Below are 21370 nucleotides of genomic sequence, written 5' to 3'. Positions count from 1 at the left end.
GCCCGAGTACGTCCAGTACGCGGGCGGCCCTCCGCCTTGCGATGCACGGCACCAGACGCCGCAGGGCCCGCCCTTCGGGCGGCCGGCGCTACTTTCCGGACACCCCCTAGGGGCGGAAGCGCAGGGGGTGGTCCGCCGGTACCTCGACGACGGCGATGCGCACGCCGTCGGGGTCCGCGATCCACATCTCGATCAGCCCCCAGGGCTCCCGCTGGGGCGGCCGCAGCACCTCGGCGCCCCGCTCCCGGAGTTCCTGGTGGGCCGCCTCCACGTCTTCCACCTGGAGCCACAGCCGCAGCCCGGGCGCTGGTGGCGCGTCGGCGCGGCCCGACACCTCGAGGAACCCACCGCCGAGGAAGTAGACCGTGCCGCGTTCGGGGCCGGTGCCGAACTCGCGGTGGACGGCGAGGCCGAGGGTGGTGCCGTAGAAGGCGCGGGAGCGCTCGGGATCGGTGGGTCGCAGCAGGATCCTGCTGCCCAGTACGTGAACCATGGCCCCACTCTGCCCCGGTCGGGGAACCGTGACTCCTCCCGCCTCGGCGCCTTTCGGCCACGAGCCGGAGCAGTGACCGCTGGGCCGTCTGCGCTGCACGGACCCGTTGCCGCGTACCAGAACGTGTGCTCGATAGCATCGCGGGGCGCGGGGGCACTGGGCCCGGGCGAGTGAGGAAGTCATGAGCGATGACGTGCTGTCGATCATCCCGACGGATCCGCGGTGGCAGCCGGAACGCGATGCCGTTGACCGCGTCCTGTCGCTGATCGACGACCTGGCTCCCGGCGTCGTCGACGGAGCGGACGGCGAGGTCGACGTGACGTGGCATGACGTGGTGACCGCGGTCGACTGTGGCGGCAACCTGGAGCGGATCGGCTGCCCCTTGTGTCAGGCGTCCATCGACCGGGAGTGGTGGGGCGACCTGCTCGACGCCCACTGCGACGACGGCTTCGCCACGCTCGCGGTCGAGGTTCCCTGCTGCGGAGGATCGACCACGCTCGACGTGCTGCATTACGACTGGCCCTGCGGCTTCGCGCGCTTCGAGATCGCCCTCTGGAATCCCGGACGACCCTGTTTCGGCGAAGACGAGCTGGCGGCGCTGGCGGACGGGCTGGGGCACCCCGTGAAGCAGGTCCGGGCCCGTGTCTGAGCCACGGCCCGCCCACCCGGGCGGAGCGCGGTGAGGCAGCCGAGGCGGTCCGCCTCGGCTGCCCGGTCCGCTCCCCCGGCGCTGTCGTGCCGTGGTCCGATGGGGTCTCCCCGGCGGTCCTGCCGTGGCGGCCGGCGCCGGGCCCGCGGGCTACATGGGGTCCATGGTGGCGCTCTCCGGGCCGTGGACCTCTTCGAGCTTCTGCCGGATGTGCAGGGCCTTGTCGGTCAGCCGCTGCCGCTCGGCGGGGTCGGTGGACCGCTGGGCCGCCAGCTCCAGTTCCTCGGCCTTCTCGCGGATGTGCCGGACCTGCTCGTCGGGCTGGCTCTCGCCGCTCATGTGATCTCCTCCGGTTCGGGACGGACGTGTCTCCACTCAAGCATTCCCCGCGATCCGGCGATCGGACCGATGCCGTGGCGGCCGCGTCACGCGGACGGCCACGGGCCGGTCGGTGTCCACCCGTCAGGGACGGTGGCGCTTGAACCGGCGGACCCCGGTCTCCAGCAGAACGCCCATCAGCTCCGCCTCGCCGGCCCCGGCGAGCAGCCGCTTGGGCACGATCAGCAGGCCGCCCTTCCAGCCGAAGCGGCCGGTCACGACGTAGACCCGCTCCGTCTCGCGGGCGCGGTACATGGTGCCCCACGGCACCCGCATGAGTTCCTCGCCGCCGCGGGCGACGACGAAACCGGCGGCGTCGATGACGGCCTGCTTCTCGCCCCTGGCCTGGTCGGCGCGGAACGCGCGGCCGCTGAGCAGCGGCGGCAGGAACAGGCCGAGCACGCCGTAGACCACGCCGAGCGCCAGCAGGCCGGCGTTGACCGCGCCGCCGTGGGCGAGGGGCCTCAGGCTCAACGCCGCCAGCAGGACGGCGGCCACCCAGATGAGCCACCGCAGGCGCTGGAACAGCCCGGTGGCCGCGACCGCCTCGTCGAACTCCTCCCGCGTCAGGGTGCCGCTGAAGGTGATGGTCGCCTGTCGTATGTCATCCACGAGCGCGGAGCCTACAGGTCCACGCCGGAGCCGGCCGGGCCCGTGCGCCGCGCGAAGGAGCGGGACGGCCCGCCATCCGGACGGCAGCCCCGAGGTGCCCTGCGGACGGTCCCGGGGCAGGCTGGACGCATGCCCGACCAGACGGAGATCGTGATCCACCCCGTGTCGCCCAAGGGCGGCCGGAAAGTGACCGTGCACGCGCTGGGCGTGGACGCCGACCTCGGCCGCGCCTACACGCCCTCCGACGTGTCGGAGTTCCTGCGCCGCGCCGGTCTGGAGGACGTGGACCTCTCCGAGGACGGGCCGGTCCGCTGGGAGGGCGGCGGCCCCGAAGTCTGGTCCGCCGACATCTGACCGCGGGCAGCTGCGGCTTCACGGCCGGCCGGGCCGGTCGCACGAGGTGAGGAGCCGGGCCGCGGCGGCTTCGAGGTCGGCGCGGGGCACCCGCTCGCATACCAGCGGCGCGCACACCTCGAAGGCGCCGCCGGGAACCTCTCCGGACAGGAGCACCTGGAGGTACTCGGGGCCACCCGCTTCCTCCCGGCCCACCAGGACTTCGACGGTGAGGCGGGTGCCGTCCGCCAGCCTCCGCGATCCGCTCTGGGGTTCGCCGTCGACCAGCGTGAACTCGTCCTCGTACCGGCCTTCGGGCGGGGCGGCCAGCAGCCACCGGGCGAACGCGGCGGCCCGTGGTGCGCCACCGGTCAGTGCCGCGCGTCCGATGAAGTACGCGTCGAAGCACCCTCGGGAGCCTCTCCGCCTTGCGATGCACGGCACCGGACGACGCGGGCTTAACCGGCAAGATCCGAAAGAGACGGCCTAGGAGGCGTTCCACTCGTCGCTGGGCAGCGAGTGCCACAGGTCGAGCCAGCCGGGGAGCAGGAAGAGCGGTCGGGACAGGACGGCGTCGCCCGCCCGTTGGGGCCGGATCGCCAGGCCGAGGTCCGCGAAGACCGGGTCGCCGGCGGGGCTGTACGCCAGGCTGCCGGGTGTCGCGGCGCGGTGGACGAGCCAGTCCTCCACCTGGGAGCGCACACAACCGGTGAGCGGGGCCCCGTCCAGTCTCACCTGGGGACCGGTGAGCGCCTCTGCGGCCACGCACCCCAGGCGGCCTCCCCGGAAGAGGGCCCTGATCCCGGTCCCCGTGAAGTCGGCGAAGGCGAGAGCGCGGGCTCCGGCGGCCGGGGTGTGGGCGGAGCGGGCCGGCTGTTCGGCGAGTGCGGCGGTGATCTCCTCCAGGGTCATCCCGAAGTGCAGGGGGCCGACCCCGATGTACGGGGTGAACGTCCACTCCGCGCGCTCCCCGTCCCCTGCGGGCCGGGGCGCGGGTGGTGTCGGGGCATGGGAAGCCGCGGGCGCGGTCGCCGCCCGGGCTTCGGGCCGGCGGACGGGCGGCTCCGAAGCCGCGGTGTCCTCGGGCTGCTCCGCCAGCCGGCGGACCGCCTGCTCCCGGCCCGGCCCGAACGGGTCGTCCGCCAGGGCGTGCGCCCGGTCCAGGTCCGCGCGGCGCTCGTTCTCCGCTGCGACGAGACCGCCGGTGTCCTCGCCCCAGGCCGCCAGCCGTTCCCGGGCGATCCACCGGTAGTACGAGTCGGCGCTGACGCCCAGCACCGCGCGGACCGCGGGCGCGTACCGGGGTACGGACGGGGCGAGGGCCGGATCCGCCAGCAGGAGAGCGGTGGCCGCGAGGGCGGCTTCCCTCACCTGCGGATCGGCGTCCTCGCAGAAGGCCGCCGTGCGGGCGTGGAGCGCCGGCCGTACCGCACGGGCGGCGGTCACATCCGGCGCGGCGCCGCCACCCTCGTGCGGGCTCCGGGCGACGTCGGCGAACGAGGCGAGCCAGTTCAGCAGTTCGGCGCGCAGGGGCCGCCGCCCCGGCCTGCGCTCCCACCGGTCTTCGGCGAGCGTGCGCGGGTCTCCGAGGAGGGCGGCCACGACCAGGGCCGCCGGGGCGGTCGCCGGGAACACGCGCTCCTGGTGGAGGAGGAGCCGGTACAGGTCCTCCACCGCCCGCACCCGGCGGGCCGGGTCGGCGGCGAGCACCCCGATGAGGACGTCCGGTGTGTCGGGCACGTTGTGGCGGCCCGTACAGAAGTGCGGCAGCGCCTTCCAGTCGGTGCCGGTGAGCTCGGTCCGCGCTGCGTGCGGCAGGGGGTCGGCGGGAGCGGCACGACGGTCGGCGGCTGTCTGGTCGGTCACGCGCCCCAGTGTTCCAGCCGGCTGCGACACCGGTTGCGCCGCCTTCGTCGGGTGAGGTCCGGTCAGGCCAGGCCCCCTGCCGATGTGTTCGCGGCGCGGCGGACGGGGAAGACCGTCGGGCCGGGGTCGTTGGTGAGGAAGTCGAGGATGAGCTGGTTCACCAGTCCGGGCTTCTCCAGCGGCAGCCCGTGAGAGGTTCCCGGGACGACCGCGAGTTGGGAGTCGGGGATCGCGCGGTACAGGGCGATGGTGTGTTCGAGGGTGATCAGGTCGTCGTCACCGACCAGGACCAGCGTCGGCATGCCCATCCGGGCGAGGGCCTCGGCCGGGATCGTGGGCTGCGTACGGATCATGTCGGCCTCCTTCCGCACCACGACCGGCCAGTGGTCGGCGCCGTCGGGTGACACGGCCCCGTACGCCTCGCGGAAGAACGCCATGTCGGCACTGTCCGCCGCCATGGCGTCGAACATCTGCGGTGCCGCGGTGCTGACCGGACCGGGCAGGAAGTTCGCCCCCATGGCCACGACCTTGCGGACCAGGTCGGGGCGGGCGATCGCGACCAGCAGGGCGACGATGCCGCCGTCACTCCAGCCGACGAGGTGCGCGGAGGCACCGACGACCGCCTCGATGAAGGCGATGGTGTCGTCGGCCATGTCCTGGTAGGAGAACGGTCCCGCGACGTCGGGGGTGCGGCCGTGTCCGCGACGCTCCGGCAGGAACACCCGGTACCGGGCGGCGAAGTCGGGGCGCTGCGCGCCCCAGGTCTCGTTCGTGCAGAGGCCTCCGTGCAGGAGCAGCAGAGGGTCGCCGGCACCTTCCGCCTCGTACCACGTCCTGACGCTGCCCAGCTCGACGTACTGGCCCACGGTGCCAGTGTCACCAGCGGTTCGACGGACCGCAACGCGATGGTGCTGCCGCGCCCCGGCCGCCGCCTTGGCGGTCAGGCGCGCCGATCGGGCGGAGAGGGCGCAGAGGCTGTGGCTTCGGCGATGAGGAGGGCGACGTCGTCGTGGTCGTCGGGGTGGCGCAGGGCGCGCAGGAGCCAGGGGCAGGTGTCGTTCAGGGCGCGGTGGGGTTCGCGGAGGATGTCCAGGAGCGTCTGCAGGCGTTCGTCGATCGGGTGGTGGCGGGTTTCCACGAGGCCGTCGGTGTAGAAGAGGAGCCGGTCGCCGGGGGCGAGGGCGAAGGAGGTGGTGTGGAAGGGGACGCCGCCGACACCGAGCGGTGCGCCGGTGGGCAGCTCGACCAGCTCGGCTGGCCGTCCGGCCGGGGTGAGGACGGGCGGGAGGTGTCCGGCGTTGGCGATGTGGCACCGGTGGGTGTGGGGGTCGTAGACGGCGTAGATGCAGGTGGCGATGTAGTGCTCGAGACCTTGGGTGATCTTGTCGAGATGGAGGAGGACTTCGTCGGGTGCGAGGTCGAGGTCGGCGAAGGCGCAGGTGGCGGTCCGCAGGCGGCCCATGGTGGCGGCGGCGTCGATGCCGTTGCCCATGACGTCGCCGACCACGAGGGCGGTCTTGTCGCCGGTGAGGGGGATGACGTCGTACCAGTCGCCTCCGACCTCGTGGGTGGCCTGGGCGGGCTGGTAGAGGGAGGCGACCGTCAGGCCGGCCAGTGGGGGCGGGTGGCCCGGCAGGAGGCTGCGCTGGAGGGTCTCGGCGGTGTTGCGGACGCTCTGGTGCCAGCGGGCGTTGTCGATGGCCACGGCGGCCCGGGCTGCGATCTCCCCGGCGAGGAGGACGTCGTCCTCGTCGAAGGGCAGGGGGTTGCGGGCGCGCACCAGGTCGAGGACGCCGAGGACCTCGTGTCGGGCGATGAGCGGCACCGCGAGGTAGGAGTGCACGCCGGTCTCGGCGAAGGCCTCCGCGGCTTCGGCGTCGCGGGCGATGTGCCGGTAGTCGTTGCCGTCGGCGTGGGCGATGACCATCGGCTGGCCGGTGTGGACGCAGCGGGTGATCAGCCGGTCGGCCCCGTAGGCCGCCAGGTCCCCGGCCTGCAGAGCGGCGGTGGCCGCGGGGGTGGCGTAGGCGGTGGCCACGGCGAGCGCCCGGAACGTTTCGGGGCCGGGCTCCCGGGCGGACGGGGCGGGGCGGAAGGCCAGGACGTCATCGAGGAGGTCGACCGTCGCGATGTCGGCTAGGTCGGGCACGGCTACGTCCACGAGCTCGCGGGCGGTGTGTTCGACGTCCAGCGTGGTGCCGACGCGGGCGGAGGCGTCGGCGATGACGGCCAGGCGGCGCCGAGCCCGGTCGGCCTCGGTGGCGGCCTGGTGGCGTTCGGTGACGTCGACCACCGAGGTCGCGACGCCGATCACCCGGCCGTCGGCGCTCTCGATGCGGAAGTACGACACCGACCAGGCGCGGTCGTGGTCCGGGTCGGCCGGAGTGCGGCCGACGGTGTACTGGTCGATCACCGGGGTGCCGGTCAGGAGCACCTGCCGCAGGACGGACTCGATGGTCTCCGCGTCGAGGAAGGCCAGGACATCGCGGGGGTGCCGGCCGAGGTGATCGGCGGCCGGTGTGCCGTTGATGCGCTCCAGGGCCGGGTTGATCAGCAGGTAGCGCAGGTCGGTGTCGAGCAGGGCGATGCCGATGGGGGCCTGCGAGACCAGGCGCTTCGAGAGCGCGAGGTCGGTCTCGACGCGCTGGAGGGTCGTCTGGTCGGCGGCGATGCCCAGGGCGTAGGTGTCGCCGAGGTCGTCCAGCAGCCGCATGTTGCGGAATTCCACCAGGCGCGTGCTGCCGTCCTTGTGCCGGATGGGGAACGCGCCGGCCCAGCTCGCCCCGGTGCTCATCACCTCGGCGAAGAGTCCGGCCACCAGGTCGCGGTGCTCGTCGTGGACCAGCATGGCCGCGTACTGGCCCAGGGCCTCCTTGGCGGTGTAGCCGAAGACGTCCTCCGCCTGGGGGCTCCAGAACACGATCCGCCCCCGGATGTCCAGCACGACGGCGGCCACGCTGAGCAGATCGAGCAGCCCTCCGGGCGGCGACGGCCCCGCCCGGCGCTCCCGCTCGTCCTCGTCCCGCGGCTCCTGTGCGGCCATGGCTGAACGCTCCCTCCTCAACGCGGCCGGCCCGCAGCGCGCGCCGGTTGAGAGCCCTCTTCCATGCTGCTCCCCGAACCCGGTCCTGCACGATCCGGCAGGCGCGGATCTTGACCGCGAAACCGGCGCCGAAGAGAATCAGCGCGTGCTCTCCGGGTGCGGTGGCGGCGGTGACGGGGCGCCCGTGTCCTGGAAACGCCCCTGCGACATGCTGCCCAAGGCCGTGGTGGAGAAGTCGGTCGGCGTTCCGCTCGTGGCGGCGGGCTCGGAAGGCCCGTACGGGTTCGAGTGCCGCTACCGGCCGCCGGAGTCCCCCGAGGACTTCTGGACGGTCTCCTTCAGGTCGGACACCGACGGCACGGAATGCCCCGACCCGAAAGCGCAGCCCGCACCGGAGATCGACGCCGACGCCTACAAGCTCGACGACAGCGGCCGGGTGGTCGTCGGGGGTCCGTACCACGGCCACTGCCTGCGGATCGCGGGCTACAGCAGCTGGGTCGACGGATCGCACGTCACCGTCGCCTCCGCCGCCGACCTGCTGCGAACGGCCCGGGGCCGCATGGAGTGACGGCGCGGCCGCGGCCCTCGGCCGGGGCTGCCCGCACGAGCCCGTGCCGGAACGGCCGAGGGGGCCCTTCCGGTGATTGCCGGGCGCCGCGCGAGCCGAGCGCGTGCGACACGGGTACGGCATCTTCGCAACGCCGACGCCGAATCCGTTGAGGGGATCAACCATGTACGCAGCAGTCCGGCGGTACGAAGGGGTGACCGACCCGGCCGAGGCGGGGCGCCTCGTGAACGAGGGCTTCGTGCCGCTCATGCGGCAGGTCGCCGGTTTCGTGGCCTACTACTGGGTCGATGCCGGGAACGGCGTGATGGTCTCGACCAGCGTCTTCCAGGACCGTGCGGGCGCCGACGAATCGATCGAGCGGGCGGCGGACTTCGTACGCGACAACCTGGCGTCCCTCCTCCCCCGGCCTCCCCAGGTCACCGCGGGCGAGGTGGTCGCGTCCGCCTGACGATGCCACCGATCGCGGCCGGGCTCCGTGGGGGAGCCCGGCCGCCGTCGTGCCCGTCTACGCCGTGGCCCCGTCGGGGCGGGCGGGGTGGAGGAGGGCGGTGAGTACGTCGGCGGTGCTGCCTTCGTGGTCGCTGCCGGCGCTGCCGCTGCCGCTCTGGACGTTGGCGGTCCGGTCGACTTCGAGCACGGAGTCGGCGTGGGAGTTGTCGATGACGGTGATCAGGCTTCCCTCGGCGGCGGCGGGTGCGGCGCTGCCGCACGCCAGGGTCATCGCCAGGTAGGCGGCAGCCCGCAGGCGTGCGCGGATCACGCGTGGGCGCTCTCGCGCGCGGCGGGCACGGGCTGGTGCCGGGTGATGTTCTTCGCCAGGAGGCTGGTGGATTCACCGACGCCGATGGCGCTGGATCCGTCGGCGGCCGGCAGTCGCCCGTCGGCGAGCCGCAGTTCGGTCAGGGCGGTGTCCATCGCCTGGTGCGCCGCGAAGAGGCAGGGCGTGCTGTAGATGGCCACGTCGATGCCGAGGTCGGCCAGCTCGGTGAGGGAGAGCCTCGGGGACTTGCCTCCGGCGATCTGGTTGAACAGCAGCGGCTTGGAGCCGACCACCTCGCGGATCCGCCTGATCCATTCGGCACTGCGGACCCCGTCGACGAGGACGACGTCCGCGTCCGTGGCGGCCAGGGCCGCGGCGCGGTGGAGGATGTCGGCCTCCTCGGTGGCGTCCGTGCGGGCGACGACGAGCATGTCCGTCCGCGTCTCCAGTACCGCATGCAGCTTGTCCAGGTACTCGGAGAGCGGCAGGACCTGCTTGCCGTCGGCGTGCCCGCACCTGCGCGGCCGCTTCTGGTCCTCCAGGATCACCCCGGAGGCGCCGATGCGCTCCAGTCCCTCCACCACGTGGCAGGCGACCTCCACGTCGATGTAGCCGTCGTCGATGTCCACGAGCAGGTGGTGCTGGGGGAACGCGCCGCGCAGCCGCTGGACGAAGGACAGCATGTCGGGCCAGGCGATGAACCCGATGTCGGGCAGGCCGTAGTGGGAGGCCGCGAACCCGAAGCCGGAGACGAACATGCCGTCGTAGTGGCCGGCCGCGACCGAGGCGGAGTACATGTCGTACACGCCGATCAGGGGGGTGGTGCCCGGTTCGGCGATCCGGGCCCGGAGCTTGTTGCCGTAACTCATCGTCAACTCCTTGATGTGCGGGGGCATGGGCAGGCGAGGGAGCGCCTGCGACACGGCAGCGCTTTACCTAAAACTGATCATTTCCAGACCATCTCTAGATTCTGTACCTAGACGGCCTTTACTCACTCGAACGGCGCATCGCGTTCACCACAGAAACGTCACTGGGCACCGCCCCTGCCAACGGCCGCGGGGACCGGTCAGGAATCGAGAAGCGCCGGGCGGCGGGCCGCACCTAGCGTGAGGGGCATGGCAATCACCGTTTCCCCCGCATCCGGCACCTCCCTCGCGTCCGTCACCCTCGAGGTGGCCGACGTGGAGGCCGCCCGCCGCTTCTACGCCGCCTTCGGCGTGGACTCCTCCGTACGCCTGCGTGCGTCGCAGGCCCCCTCGACCGGGTTCCGAAGCTTCGTCCTGGCCCTCACGGTGTCCGGGCCGGCCACCGTGGACGGCTTCCTCGACGCCGCCGTCGCCGCCGGAGCCACGGTCCTCAAGCCCGCCGCGAAGACGCTGTGGGGCTACGGCGGCGTCGTCCAGGCCCCGGACGGGGCGATCTGGAAGGTCGCGACCTCGGCGAAGAAGGACACCGGCCCGGCCACCCGCGAGATCGACGACATCGTCCTGCTGCTCGGTGTCGAGGACGTCAAGGCCGCCAAGGAGTTCCACGTCGGCCGGGGCATGAGCGTGGCCAGGAGCTTCGGGGGCAAGTACACCGAGTTCGCGGCCGGTCCGTCCAGCCCGGTCAAGCTGGCGCTGTACAAGCGCCGCGCCCTGGCCAAGGACGCCGGTGTCCCTGCCGACGGCGGAGGCTCGCACCGCATCGCCCTCGGCAGCACCGCCGCCGCCGTCACCGACCCGGACGGGTTCGTCTGGGAGACCGCCGGGCCGCTCGCCCGGCCGTAGGGGACGACCTCTCGAAGCTGTCCCGCCGGCGGGCTGCACCGGTTTCGGTGAACAGGGCGCGTTCACCGGTCGCCGCGGCCCTCGCCGCGTACGGTGGGCCCGCGCTGACGCCGCGTCCGGTCGCCACGGGGACGCGCGCGGGCCATGGGACACGCCAGAGGGAGGAAGACAGGATGACGGAGGCCACGGCCCGCGAGCTGGACGAGCGGGTGCTGGGACGCAGGTGGACCGTACGTCTGGACGCCGCCGCCCGGGGCAGTGCGGCGGTGCGCGTCTCGTGCAGCCGGTCCTCCTGCGCCGAGCAGCGGCTGCCGTCCGCGGCCGCGGGCCGTGCGGCGGCGATCGCCCACCTCAAGGAGCACCTGAAGGCCGTCCCGGTGCCGCGGGCCGACGCGTACTGTGCCTGCAAGGCCGAGGGCTGCACCGCGCACCTCCGTCCCGACGACCGGTCCGCCCGGGCCGAACCGTGGCGGTGCGGCGGGCCGGTCGTGCTGGCCGTGGTCTGCGACCGGGAGGGACGCTGGTGGCGGGCCGTGGAGTGCTGTTCGCGCTGCGCGGCCGCCACACCCGGCGCGCGCGTCGTCACCACCGCACCGCCGGGAACCACCCCCGCCCCCCGCGCCGCCACGCCCACGGACGGGCTGCGGTTCTCCGACGACTCCGCCGCGGGTGGTGCGCAGGAGGTGCCGGCTCCCCGCCCGGCGACGGGCCGGCCCCGGCCCCGTCACGGGAGGATCGCGCAGCGGATCGTCCCGACCGGCCTGCGGCCCCTCGCCCTGCGGGACGAGCTCATCGAGCTGGGCGATCTCTTCCGCGCGTACCAGCAGCGCGCCGAACCCGACCTCGCCGTGCTCGCCGGCCTCCAGGAGCGCAAGGCGCGCGCCTTCACCACCTGGGCCGAGGTCACCGGCGACGCGCGACTGCGCCTGGACGCCCAGCGCGCCGAACAGGCCGCCGCCACCGCCCGTCTCCAGCACCAGCAGCGCACGGGCCGCGCGGTGGACGGCGACGAGACGGCGGTGGTGCGGCTGCTGACCGTGCCGGCGCAGTGGGAGCACGCGCGGTCCGTCCTCGCCCACGCGGCCGATCACGCCCCGCTGCCCGGGGCGGAAGCCCGGCTGGTCACCCTGCTGCTCACGCTGCGTACGGCGCTCACCGGTGCCGGCAACGTCGTCGGGCAGGACCTCACCGGGCTCGGCCTGACCGATGCGGAGCAGCTGCTCGAGCAGCTGGCCGGCCGGGGCTGGCTCGGGCTTCCCGGCACGGCCGCCGACCTGCTCGCCGCGCGACCGGAGAACCCGGGCCGCATCACCGTTCCCTCACTGGTGCCCCGTCAGGACGTCCCGGGCCCGTTCACGTTCGGCAAGGCGACGCGGCCGAAGCTGAGCGGCTGGGCGCAGAGGGTCACCTCGGACAAGAAGCTGCGCAAGGTGAAGGCCTCCGCCGAGACGCGGCTCCTCGCCCTGACCCTGGCCACCCAGACCGACGCCGACGGGCGACTCGGCCCGCTCGGCCAGGGGGTCGGCCTGGAGGTGCTCGCCGCCTGGTGCCCCGTCAGCCCCGGCGAGCTGCGTGTGCTGGTGGAGGAACTGGCCCGGGCGGAGTGGCTCGCCGACGCCACCGTCACGGACACCCACCTCACCGGCCGGCTGACCGAACGCGTCCTCCCGCTCTCCTGCCCCCTTCCGTAGCCCGGGCCGCGCACCGTACACACCCGGTCACGTCGTCCGGCTGGGTGTGGTCTGCGGGATCCCGGCGATCCCGGCGGCGACGGCAGCCGCCTGCCCGGGGTGTTCCTCCGACCACGTGCGCAGGTGCTGTCGTACGGCCTCGGCGACGCAGGCGCGTACGGCGGTGTTGGCCAGCAGGCTGTTCGTGGGGCCGGACAGCTCCGGGCGGTCGAGCTTCAGCGAGACGACCGCCGTCAGGCCGACCCCGATCCGGTCGGCGCTGAGGCCGGGGGCGGCGGGCGGCGGCAGCAGCCGATCCCGTGCGCAGGCGGTGAGGGCCGCGGCCAGCCCTTCGCGGAAGCCGTCCATGTGCGTGCCGCCCGACGGGGTGGGCGAGCTGTTGGCGAAGCTGCGGACCTGCTCCTCGCGGGAGTCGTTCCACCTCAGGGCCACCTCCAGCGTGCCCTCCATCCGCGGGTCCTCCTGCTCGAAGCAGATGACGTCCGGATGGACGGGCGTCCCGGCTCCCGCGTCGAGAAGGGCGACGTACTCCCGGACTCCGTCCGGGCAGCGGAACCGCCGGCGCCGGGGCCGGCCGGGGGGACGCCGGTCGGTCAGCACGATGTCGAGGTCACGGTTGAGCATGGCCAGTTCCCCGAACCGCTCGGCCAACACCTCGAACGAGCACGGGTGGCCGCCGAAGACGTCGGCGTCGGGCCGGAAGGCGATGGTGGTCCCGCTCCCGGTCGTCGGGCCCGCCGGCTGCGGCGGGGCGAGCGCGGTACCGCGCGCGTAGTCCTGTACCCAGCGGACACCGTCGCGGCGCACCTCCGTCCGCAGGCGGCTGGAGAGGGCGTTGGTGACGCAGAGTCCGACGCCGAAGAAGGTCATCGCCACCGCGTGGCGGCCGATGGGCTGCGTCGCGGTGTGGCGGCGGGCGAGCAGCGCCTCGAGGCTCGGCCCCCCGGTGTCCCCGGCGGCTTCGACGGGCAGGCCCGGGCCGTCGTCGGAGATCCGCACCCAGCCGTCGGGCAGGAGGGTGACCTCCACGGCAGTCGCGCGGCCGGCCAAGACCTCGTTCACCGCCCGGTGGGCGACGTCGAGCACCAACGGGTGAAGGCCGCGTTCGCCGGTCGAGCCGACGTACATGGCAGGGCGCAGCCGGATCGCTTCCGTGCCGTGCAGAACCTTGATGTGAGAAGCGTCGTACGCGGTGCCGTCCTCGCTCATGGAGTCCCCCTCGGTGCTGTCCAGCGGAGATCCACAGCCTAGGGACTTCCGGGGAAAACTCCAGGTCAGAGCCGGTGCACCGAGGGTCTGGGCGGGCGGGTGGACGGCTGCGCGGGGGGCCGGCCGCACTCCGGGGGGCAACGGTCGCCGGAGTGCGGCGACGGCCCCGTCCGAGGCGCTCCCGACCCCTTTCGCGACGGCCGCCAGGCCTCCGATTGCGGGGTGGGCGGGGTACGAGACCTACGGTGAGGGCCGCGGCAGGCCGCTGGTCACGCGGCTCCACAGGGAGCGGGTGGCGCCGAAGCCGCTCTCGTGCGTCCAGACGTGGGCGCAGCCGGGGCACTGCAGGTGGAGGAGGCTGCCCTTGTTGGAGAGCAGGTAGCGCCAGTGCCGGGAGCAGGACCGGCGTTCCTCGCACGGCTCACAGCCCCGGGTGTCCTCGCAGCCGGGGCAGGGCACCCAGGCGCGGCGCCCGATGTCGGCCTGCGGGTCAAGCGGCAGCATGGCCGCCCCCGCGCACGGGCAGGACGCCGGCCGCGACCAGCTCGTCGTACACGCGCTGCTGCTCGGCGTCGAGGCCGGAGTAGAGGAGGTCGTACGCCTCTTCCTCGCCCCGCAGCACCTCGACCGGGTCCCAGTCGGGGCCGAGCGCGGCCATGACCTGGGCGCGCCGGAGCATCTCCTGGGCGGTGAGGTCGACGGCGAAGTCGAACGGCTCGGCGGCGTCGCCGGAGCCGGCCGGGGGTGTGGAGGGGTACGGGGACATAAGACGAACTTAGGTAGGCCTTCCTTCGAGGGTCAAGGGAGGGTGGGCGGAGTCACATCCCCACCCTTCGGCGGCGAGTTCCGTACAAATCCCCCGGAGGCCTCACCCGGTCACCTGAACGGCCCGCTCCAAGGGGGCGGACGCGCCGACCTGTGCGTTCCTGGGAGAGGCCGACCCACCCCCAACCCGAGGAGAGCCATGGGAATCAAGGACGAAATGCAGGCCAAGGCGAAGCAGGCCAAGGAAAAGCTCCAGAACAAGCAGGGCGACGCGAAGCAGCGCGGCCAGAGCGAGCAGGAGAGGCTGCGGCAGCGGGCGGACGAGAGCCGGCAGTCGGGTCAGCGGTCCCTCGACGACATCTCCGACGACATGGACGACCGCACCTGAGCCGGACAGACAGCCGAGGGGCCGCCACCGCACGGTGGCGGCCCCTCGGGCGTGCTGTAGCCCCGTGGTGGGAACCCGTGCGCACGTCGGGCGACGCGCGGGGGCGCATACCGGGCGGCGCGGACGGACAGGGGCACGGTAGGACGGATCGCATCCGTCCGTTCCGTTCCCACCGTTCAGGAAGAGGGCTCATGTCCGCACCCGGCGCAGACACGGCAGGCCAGAGCGGCGCGGCCGCGGCGAAGGCGGATTCCCCTCCCGCGGTGGCCGTGGTCACCGGTGCGGATTCCGGTATCGGGCGCGCGGCAGCCGTCCGGCTGGCGGCCGCCGGCATGGATGTCGGCATCACCTGGCACCGGGACGAGGAAGGCGCCCGGGCGACCGCGGAGGAGGTCCGCGCCGCGGGGCGGCGCGCGGCCGTGGCCCGCCTCGACCTGACCGACCTGCCGGCCGCCGCCGACGTCGTCGACCGCCTCGCGGACGAACTCGGCCGGATCGACGTCCTGGTCAACAACGCGGGTACCGGTACGGCCGAACCCTTCCTCGACATCGGTCTCGAGCGGCTCAGGGCCGTCCTCGACGTCGACCTGGTCGGCCCGTTCCTGTGCTCCCAGCGCGCCGCGCGCCGCATGATCGCCCAGGGCGGCGGGGGGCGGATCGTCAACGTCACCTCGGTCCACGAGCACCAGCCGCGGGTCGGTGCGGCGCCGTACTGCGCCGCCAAGGGCGGGCTCGGGCTGCTCACCCAGGTGATGGCGCTGGAGCTGGCCGAGCACGGCATCACCGTCAACGCGGTCGCCCCCGGCGAGATCGCCACCCCGATGACCGGTCAGGAAGACGCGGACGTGCACCGGGTGGAGCGGCCGGGGGTGCCGCTGGGCCGGCCCGGGGACGCCCGCGAGGTCGCGGCGGTCATCGCCTTCCTGGCCGGTGCGGACGCCGGTTACGTCACCGGAGCCTCCTGGGCCGTGGACGGCGGCATGCTCCGCATGGGCCCGATGGCCGGATCCCACCTGACGACGAACGACTGGCGGCGGCCGTAGGCCGTGCCGTAGCGCGTGTCGTCAACGAGCCTTCACCACAGGCGTGTTGCCCCTGACGGCCGTGCGGTGAAGAAGCAGTGTCGGGACTCTTGCCGTGCCGTCGGGGTTCGCGAATGATGCTCCCGGCGCGCCCGCCGCTCCGGCCGGGGCCGCGTTCACGCGAACCCCGACCGGGCGGAGGCCTGTTGTGCGGACGAGTCATCACGTCTGGAGATCATCCTTCGTCGTCGGCGCCGCCCTCGCGCTGGTCGTCGCCCTCCCCCAGGCGGCCTTCGCGGCTCCTCCCCCGGCGCTCCCGGTCAACGCCGAGGCCGTCGAGTTGGCCTTCCAGCCGGCGTACGACTACGACACCGACGGCTGCTACCCGACGCCCGCCATAGGCCCCACCGGAGTCCTCAACGGCGGCCTCAGCCCCACCGGCGCCCTCAACGGCAACTGCCGCGACGCCTCCGACCTCGCCAACACCAACGGCTACTCCCGTGCCACCTGCAACAACGGCTGGTGCGCCGTGATGTACGCCTTGTACTTCGAGAAGGACCAGGCCATACCCGGCATCAGCCTCGGCGGCCACCGCCACGACTGGGAGCACGTGGTGGTGTGGATCCAGGGCGGCGAGGCGAAGTACGTCGCCACCTCCGCCCACGGCGACTTCACCCTCCACACGCGGGACGGGATCCGCTGGGACGGCACCCACCCCAAGATCGTCTACCACAAGGACGGCGTCGGTACGCACTGCTTCCGTGCCGCGAACACCAACGACGAGCCGCCCGAGAACCACCGGAGCGCCTGGCAGTTCCCCGCCCTCGTCGGCTGGACGGGCTACCCCGCGACGCTGCGGGACAAGCTGAGCCAGGCGGACTTCGGCAGTGCGCACTTCGGCCTGAAGGACGGGTCCTTCTCCGCCCACCTCGCCGAGGCCAAACCGGCGGGCATCCCCTTCGACCCGTACCTGTAACCGCGTCGGCCCGTACGGACGCAGGAGGGTGTCACCGCCCGTCGCCGGAGGGCCGCGCTGACACCCCCTGGGTGATCTGTTCCAGAATCGCGGTGTAGAGGGGCCGTTTGTCGGGACGGACGTGGGCCGCGGCCCGTCGGAGAGCGGGGACCGCCGGCCCGCCCATGGCGACGAGCCCCTCGGCCGCGGCCTTGCGGACGGCGGGCCGGGCGTGCTCCAGCATCGCGGTCACGGCGGGGGCCGCCGGCGCCCAGGCAGCGTGGCAGAGGGTGCGGACGGCCGTCCGGACCAGGTCGGGCTGGGGGTCGTCCAGCAGGATCGACGTGTGCTCCAGGTAGGTCCGCCGGTCCAGCATGACCCGCGAGGTGCGGTGCGCGTGCAGGCGGACCCCGGGCTTGGGGTGACGCAGCAACCCGGCGAGCACGTCCCGCAGCCCGGGGTCGTGGTCCGGGTGGGGGCCGCTGTGTCCCTCGGCCAGCCGCGTGAGCGCCCGGCGTATCCGCACGGGGTCGCCGGTGCGGGCCTGCTCCAGCAGTTCCCGCCGGGAGGGCGGTGCCGGCGTTCCCGCGGACGCTGCCGGGAGACGTCCGCGGAGCGCGGCCAGCACGGCGGCGTCCTGCTGTACGGAGTCCGTGCTGCGCAACGGGCCGTCGACGAGGAGCAGCCCGTCCGCGAGGTCGTCGCGTCCTTCGGCGGACAGCCGTCGGCGAGTCCGCGCCAGCGCGGGGGTGCGCAGCAGGGGACGCCCTCGCAGCAGGTCGAGGAACCCCCACGCGCCGGCGGCGAGACGGTCGCCGAGGTGTTCGGCCAGGACGTCCGCCGGGACGAGGCGCAGCGCCCGCCCGACCGCGGAGCCGGTCGCCGGCGGATCGTGCTCCCACCACTCCAGCAGCAGCGGGACCAGTCGTACGAGCTCCTGCGGATCGAGCCGGCCTGCCACGGCGGCCAGCCTGTCGTGGCGGATGCCGTCCGCGCGGAGCTCCTGCTCGCCGATGGCGCCCAGGGCGCGGGCCAGGCCGGCGCCGACGGGCACCTCGACGCGGCCGTGCAGGAACGCCCGGAGCACGGGCAGACCGGCCTCGGGCTCGGGCCAGTGGGAGAGCGTCAGGGCCGCGGTGTGCCGGCGGTCCGGGTCGGACGACCGCAGCATGGCCAGCAGACGGTCCCGCAGCGCGGTCGACCGGGGCTGGTCGAGGTCGTCGGGGTGCACGGTCCTCTGCTGCGGCGCCGGCGCGCGGGTGCTCTCGGTGATCGTCCACGGTGGGGCGTCGAGGGGCTGAAGGTCCGTCATCCAGTCGATGAGCAGCGTGCGGACCTCGGGGTCGGCGGTGGCGTGGGCCTCGATCAGCGCGGCCAGCCGGTCGCGGGAGCCGGGGAGGGCGTCGTGCTGCCGGCACGTCCCGCGGAACGCGCGCAGGGCGCTCGGTGTGCGCGCGGCGGCGTGGAGCGCGGCTCGCCACTCCTCGGTCCCGGCCCCGGCCGGTGGGGGCGGCGGGGCGGCGAACGCGTCCCGCAGCACATCGGTCTCGGCCTGCCACGGGTCGGCGCCCAGCCGGGCCGAGGCGAGGGCCCGTTCGAGGTCGGCGCGGACCAGCACCGCGCCGAGGCCGCGGAGCAGCCTCAGGACGGGCAGGCCTGCCCCGGCTGCCGGGGGCAGCGCGCGTACCGCGTCGGCGACCGCCTGCTTCTCGACCACCGGCAGGAACACCGCCGCCGCTTCCAGGACGGCGATGCGACCGTCGCGGTCTTCGAGGGGGGCTTCGGCGAGTCCGTCGAGCAGGAGCCCCGCCGACCGGGCGAAGAGCGCCAGTTCCCCGCTGGTCCACGGTGCGGGGCAGAGCCGGAGCACGAGCCGCAGTACGCGGTTGCGGGCGGCGGCTTCGGAGCGGGCGAGGCGGAGCCAGTCCGCGAGCAGGGGGCGCAGCTCCCGCAGCCGGGTGGGGTGCGGCAGGTCGCGGCTTTCGGCGATGCGCAGCGCGACGGCCGGGCTCCAGCCCCGCGTCGTCAGCGACTCGACGCAGGGGTCCGTTACGGCGTCCGCCGCCGGCCGGGGCGCGGCGGGGACGGCGATCGCGTGCCGGGACATGGCCGTCGACAGGTCCGCGACCGTCCCGGAGGCGAGACCGACCCGGCCGGCCGCCACCAGGGCGAGCAGGGGCGCCGCCACCGGTGACCCCTGCTCGTCCAGGGCGAGGACCGAGCGCGCGGTCAGGGTTCCGTCGAGGGCCGCCAGCAGAAGGTCGCGGGCGCGGGCGTCTTCGCTGCGGCCGGCGGCGGCGAGGACGGTCGCGGCGTACGCGTCGCCGAGGACGGCGCGCAGCGCCTCGGTGATCGTGCCGCGCAGTCCCGGATTGTCGTGGTGCCCGAGCTGGTGGAGCAGTGGCGGTACGGCCGTGGGTGCGCCCGCGCGGACGAGGCTCTCCGCGGCGGTCTTCTTGATGTTCATGTTCGGATGGGCGAGACATGCGGCGATCGCGGCGGAGGCCCAGCGGGCCCGCGCGTGGCCGAGGGCGAGCAGGGCCTGGCGGACGGTCTGGACGTCCCGTGCGGTGGTCAGCGCGATCAGGGTCGCAGACAGGGCCTGGGCGTCGTCCCCCGTGGTGTCGCGCGCGAGCAGTGCGATCGCGTGCTTGCGGACGTGCCGGTCCCGGTGGCGCAGCAGGCGGTGGGTCCGCGCGCGGGTGCGTGCGTAGGGGGCCCGGAGCAGGAGTTCGAGGAGGATCGTCTGCTCGCGCGCCGACAGTCCGGGCCGGTCCAGCAGGTCCAGCGCCATGCTCGCGACGAGTGCGTACCCGGCCTCTCGGGGGGTCGCCGCGTCGAGGAGGCAGGTCGGCCTGATCCGTCGCCGCTCGTGCAGGCGTCGCCCGAGGCCGTGGACGGCGTCCAGGACGTCCTGGGGTACGGCCGGCTCCCCGGCCGGCTGTCCGCGTTGGGGGTGCGGGGCGGCTCCGTCCGTGTCCCAGGACGCGGCCAGTTCGGAGACGACGCGCAGGAGGAGGTCCTCGATGACCGCGAGGGTGCCGGCGCCGCCGTGGGCGGCCAGTCTGCACAGTGCCGTCGCCGGCTGGTCCGGGTCCAGGTGGGAGCCGAGGAGCGCCAGTTCCCGCTCGTCGGGTCCGCCGAGGTCCGCCGCGATGCGGGCGGGCAGATCGGCCGGGTCGAGACGGACGAGGAGGGCACGCCGCCGGGACGGGTCGTCGGTCAAGTGCCACAGCACCTCGAGCGCGGTGTTCCGCACGGCCCGCAGGTGCGGTGCGATCACGCCCGCGCCCGTCCCCGCGGAAAGGCCGAGCCCGTCCTCCAGGGCGGTGACCGTCCGGTGTCCGCCGAGGGCCTCCAGGGCGTGCAGAGCCGCGGCGGGCGCCGAGGGCAGGAGGGCGAGCACGGCCTCTTCGGCCTCCGTATGGCGCAGCACGCGGAGGGCGTCGAGGAAGGGCGCGGGTGCCGGCGCCGAAGGAAGGAGCCGAGTGATCACGTCCCCGATGGGCAGCTCCCCGTCCCCCTGGCCGGCCAGGGCGGTCAGCAGGGTGAGCCGCCGCGGCCAGCTCGGATCGTCGGCGGGAGCGTCCACCAGGACGCGGAACACCGTCTGGCGGCAGGTGAACAGGATCGTCGCGACCTCGTCCGCCGGGATCGAGTGATCGGCGAGTGCCAGGCCGATGACGGACGGGACGTGCGGACCGTCCGCGAAGTGGCCGCGCCGGTGGAGGCCGCGCAGGCACGTGACCGCCGGACCGCCGAGCAGCAGGGGGTCGCGCGCTGCGAGGGCGGTCAGCTCGCCGATGTCCCCGCGCTCGGCCAGGTCGCCGAGCAGTTCCATCCCCCGCCGGCGCGGGCCCGGCGGCAGGTCCGGATCCTCGACGACCTGCCACAGCAGCCGGGGGTGCCCGTGGCGGGCCGCGGCCGTGAGGGCGGCTTCGGCCGCTCCGGGCCGTGTTCTCACCGCGTCGGCGGAGAGCATCGGGGCCAGGGTCTTCGCCGGCAGGGGGTCCAACGCCGCCCACGGTTCGCCGAGTTCTTCCAGGGCGGCGGTGACGACGTCCGCGCTGCCGGCACCGAGCAGGCTGATCAGGTGGGCGCGGACCGGGGCGGGAGCCAGCAGACCGGCGTGCAGTCCCTGCCGGGCCAGCCGTAGCGCTTCGGCCTGCAACACCCCGTCACCGCTGTCCACCAGTTCGCTCACGAGCCGCGCGGGGCGGTGGGCGCGGGCGATGTCCGTTTCCCGTACGACCTGGTAGAGCAGTTCGCCGGGCGTCTCCTGCCGCAGTACCGTCGGGCCGTTCAGGAGCTCGGCTCGCAGCCAGGCGATCCGCACGCGGGCCGGCAGGCCGGTCTCGCGCCATGGCGGCCGGGGCGCCCCCGGGCGGTGGGGCCCCAGTCGTTCGTGGAGCCGGGCCAGGACGAGTTCCGCCTCCGGCGGTCCCTCTGTCGACGGAGGGAGCAGTGCGGCGAGTTCGGCCGTCTCGGGCGCGTCGGCGGTGTGGTGGCCCACGGCTAGGCGCTCGGCCAGGAGCACCAGCCCCAGGTGCCGCACGCGGGAATCCCCGTGCCGGATGAGACGTCCGAGGACGGCCGGCGGGCAGAGACGGGCGTCGACGTGCCTCGACAGCCAGCCGACGTCGGCTCGGCGCAGTGCGTCGCGGAAGGAAGTGTCGGCCGGTGTCACCATCGTCGGATGCTAGCCGGGGCGTCGGCGGCCCCACCACCGTGATCGGTCCGGTGCGGGGGCCGCGGCCGCGGGCGGCGTGGCGCGGCGGGGATGCACCGCCGGATCGGCGGGGTGGGATGCGGAAGGCCCCGGTGGCCGGCCTGGCTGGGCCTGAAACCGGGGCCTTCGGGTGCACGCTG

At 74.1% G+C, this 21370-nt stretch carries 22 protein-coding genes; 9 read left to right on the top strand and 13 right to left on the bottom strand.

The window, feature by feature from the left end:
* Positions 1-106 precede the first annotated feature (106 nt).
* Positions 107-493 carry a VOC family protein gene (locus AB0D45_RS31875; RefSeq protein WP_362465574.1) on the bottom strand — a complete coding sequence of 129 codons (387 nt, stop codon included), beginning with the start codon at positions 491-493 and terminating at the stop codon, positions 107-109.
* Positions 494-674: 181 nt separating this feature from the next.
* Here AB0D45_RS31875 and AB0D45_RS31870 point away from each other — a divergent pair, with 181 nt between their 5' ends.
* Entirely contained in the window at positions 675-1142 is a 468-nt protein-coding gene (locus AB0D45_RS31870) for a hypothetical protein (protein WP_362465571.1), read from the top strand.
* A gap of 150 nt (positions 1143-1292) precedes the next feature.
* Here AB0D45_RS31870 and AB0D45_RS31865 read toward each other — a convergent pair whose 3' ends face one another.
* On the bottom strand, positions 1293-1481 hold the full coding sequence (locus tag AB0D45_RS31865) for a DUF6381 family protein (protein WP_361610149.1): 189 nt from the start codon (positions 1479-1481) through the stop codon (positions 1293-1295).
* A 123-nt stretch (positions 1482-1604) separates the two neighbouring features.
* Entirely contained in the window at positions 1605-2132 is a 528-nt protein-coding gene (locus AB0D45_RS31860) for a YcxB family protein (RefSeq protein ID WP_362465568.1), read from the bottom strand.
* A 129-nt stretch (positions 2133-2261) separates the two neighbouring features.
* Between AB0D45_RS31860 and AB0D45_RS31855 the strand changes: the two genes are divergently transcribed.
* Positions 2262-2486, top strand: a complete 225-nt coding sequence (locus AB0D45_RS31855) for a hypothetical protein (RefSeq protein ID WP_361610146.1) — start codon at positions 2262-2264, stop codon at positions 2484-2486.
* Between the two features lie 18 nt (positions 2487-2504).
* Here AB0D45_RS31855 and AB0D45_RS31850 read toward each other — a convergent pair whose 3' ends face one another.
* The 4 genes from AB0D45_RS31850 to AB0D45_RS31835 form a co-directional block, all read right to left on the bottom strand.
* Positions 2505-2909 carry a hypothetical protein gene (locus tag AB0D45_RS31850; RefSeq protein ID WP_362465565.1) on the bottom strand — a complete coding sequence of 135 codons (405 nt, stop codon included), beginning with the start codon at positions 2907-2909 and terminating at the stop codon, positions 2505-2507.
* A gap of 42 nt (positions 2910-2951) precedes the next feature.
* Positions 2952-4331 (bottom strand): hypothetical protein, encoded by a 1380-nt coding sequence (locus AB0D45_RS31845; protein ID WP_362465562.1) that lies wholly within the window; start codon positions 4329-4331, stop codon positions 2952-2954.
* A 62-nt stretch (positions 4332-4393) separates the two neighbouring features.
* The gene (locus AB0D45_RS31840; protein WP_362465560.1) at positions 4394-5197 is read right to left on the bottom strand and encodes an alpha/beta hydrolase; all 804 of its coding nucleotides are present in this window, start codon (positions 5195-5197) and stop codon (positions 4394-4396) included.
* Between the two features lie 74 nt (positions 5198-5271).
* On the bottom strand, positions 5272-7374 hold the full coding sequence (locus AB0D45_RS31835) for a SpoIIE family protein phosphatase (RefSeq protein ID WP_362465557.1): 2103 nt from the start codon (positions 7372-7374) through the stop codon (positions 5272-5274).
* A gap of 184 nt (positions 7375-7558) precedes the next feature.
* Between AB0D45_RS31835 and AB0D45_RS31830 the strand changes: the two genes are divergently transcribed.
* Together AB0D45_RS31830 and AB0D45_RS31825 are read left to right on the top strand one after the other, a co-directional pair.
* Positions 7559-7942: a hypothetical protein gene (locus AB0D45_RS31830; protein WP_362465554.1), complete on the top strand. Its 384-nt coding sequence runs from the start codon at positions 7559-7561 to the stop codon at positions 7940-7942.
* Positions 7943-8105: 163 nt separating this feature from the next.
* Positions 8106-8390 carry a hypothetical protein gene (locus AB0D45_RS31825; RefSeq protein ID WP_362465551.1) on the top strand — a complete coding sequence of 95 codons (285 nt, stop codon included), beginning with the start codon at positions 8106-8108 and terminating at the stop codon, positions 8388-8390.
* 57 nt (positions 8391-8447) lie between these two features.
* On the opposite strand, the gene AB0D45_RS31820 is transcribed toward AB0D45_RS31825, so the two are convergent.
* Positions 8448-8702, bottom strand: a complete 255-nt coding sequence (locus AB0D45_RS31820; protein ID WP_362465548.1) for a hypothetical protein — start codon at positions 8700-8702, stop codon at positions 8448-8450.
* A complete protein-coding gene (locus AB0D45_RS31815) occupies positions 8699-9571 on the bottom strand; it encodes an isocitrate lyase/PEP mutase family protein (protein ID WP_361610499.1) in 873 nt (290 codons plus the stop codon). Before AB0D45_RS31815 ends, AB0D45_RS31820 begins: the two co-directional genes overlap by 4 nt.
* A 246-nt stretch (positions 9572-9817) precedes the next feature.
* Between AB0D45_RS31815 and AB0D45_RS31810 the strand changes: the two genes are divergently transcribed.
* The gene (locus tag AB0D45_RS31810) at positions 9818-10471 is read left to right on the top strand and encodes a glyoxalase (RefSeq protein ID WP_362465545.1); all 654 of its coding nucleotides are present in this window, start codon (positions 9818-9820) and stop codon (positions 10469-10471) included.
* 173 nt (positions 10472-10644) lie between these two features.
* Positions 10645-12162 carry a hypothetical protein gene (locus AB0D45_RS31805; protein ID WP_362465542.1) on the top strand — a complete coding sequence of 506 codons (1518 nt, stop codon included), beginning with the start codon at positions 10645-10647 and terminating at the stop codon, positions 12160-12162.
* A 27-nt stretch (positions 12163-12189) separates the two neighbouring features.
* Here the strand turns inward: AB0D45_RS31805 and AB0D45_RS31800 are convergent, their stop codons facing one another.
* The 3 genes from AB0D45_RS31800 to AB0D45_RS31790 form a co-directional block, all read right to left on the bottom strand.
* Positions 12190-13371, bottom strand: coding sequence for a DNA gyrase subunit B (locus AB0D45_RS31800; protein ID WP_362465539.1), 1182 nt, complete (start codon positions 13369-13371; stop codon positions 12190-12192).
* 240 nt (positions 13372-13611) lie between these two features.
* Positions 13612-13875 (bottom strand): hypothetical protein, encoded by a 264-nt coding sequence (locus AB0D45_RS31795; RefSeq protein WP_361610506.1) that lies wholly within the window; start codon positions 13873-13875, stop codon positions 13612-13614.
* Entirely contained in the window at positions 13862-14137 is a 276-nt protein-coding gene (locus tag AB0D45_RS31790; RefSeq protein WP_361610508.1) for a DUF6400 family protein, read from the bottom strand. Before AB0D45_RS31790 ends, AB0D45_RS31795 begins: the two co-directional genes overlap by 14 nt.
* A gap of 198 nt (positions 14138-14335) precedes the next feature.
* On the opposite strand from AB0D45_RS31790, the gene AB0D45_RS31785 reads away from it, so the two are divergent.
* The 3 genes from AB0D45_RS31785 to AB0D45_RS31775 all read left to right on the top strand — a co-directional run bounded on the left by AB0D45_RS31785 (position 14336) and on the right by AB0D45_RS31775 (position 16522).
* Entirely contained in the window at positions 14336-14524 is a 189-nt protein-coding gene (locus AB0D45_RS31785) for a hypothetical protein (protein WP_362465536.1), read from the top strand.
* Positions 14525-14715: 191 nt separating this feature from the next.
* Positions 14716-15567, top strand: a complete 852-nt coding sequence (locus AB0D45_RS31780; protein ID WP_362465534.1) for an SDR family oxidoreductase — start codon at positions 14716-14718, stop codon at positions 15565-15567.
* 187 nt (positions 15568-15754) lie between these two features.
* Positions 15755-16522: an NPP1 family protein gene (locus AB0D45_RS31775; RefSeq protein WP_362465531.1), complete on the top strand. Its 768-nt coding sequence runs from the start codon at positions 15755-15757 to the stop codon at positions 16520-16522.
* A 31-nt stretch (positions 16523-16553) separates the two neighbouring features.
* Here the strand turns inward: AB0D45_RS31775 and AB0D45_RS31770 are convergent, their stop codons facing one another.
* On the bottom strand, positions 16554-21191 hold the full coding sequence (locus AB0D45_RS31770) for a HEAT repeat domain-containing protein (protein ID WP_362465528.1): 4638 nt from the start codon (positions 21189-21191) through the stop codon (positions 16554-16556).
* Between the last annotated feature and the right edge of the window lie 179 nt (positions 21192-21370).

The sequence above is a fragment of the Streptomyces sp. NPDC048352 genome (assembly GCF_040651895.1).
In the GTDB taxonomy this organism is placed as follows: domain Bacteria; phylum Actinomycetota; class Actinomycetes; order Streptomycetales; family Streptomycetaceae; genus Streptomyces.
This window is presented reverse-complemented; position numbering and strand designations above follow the sequence as displayed.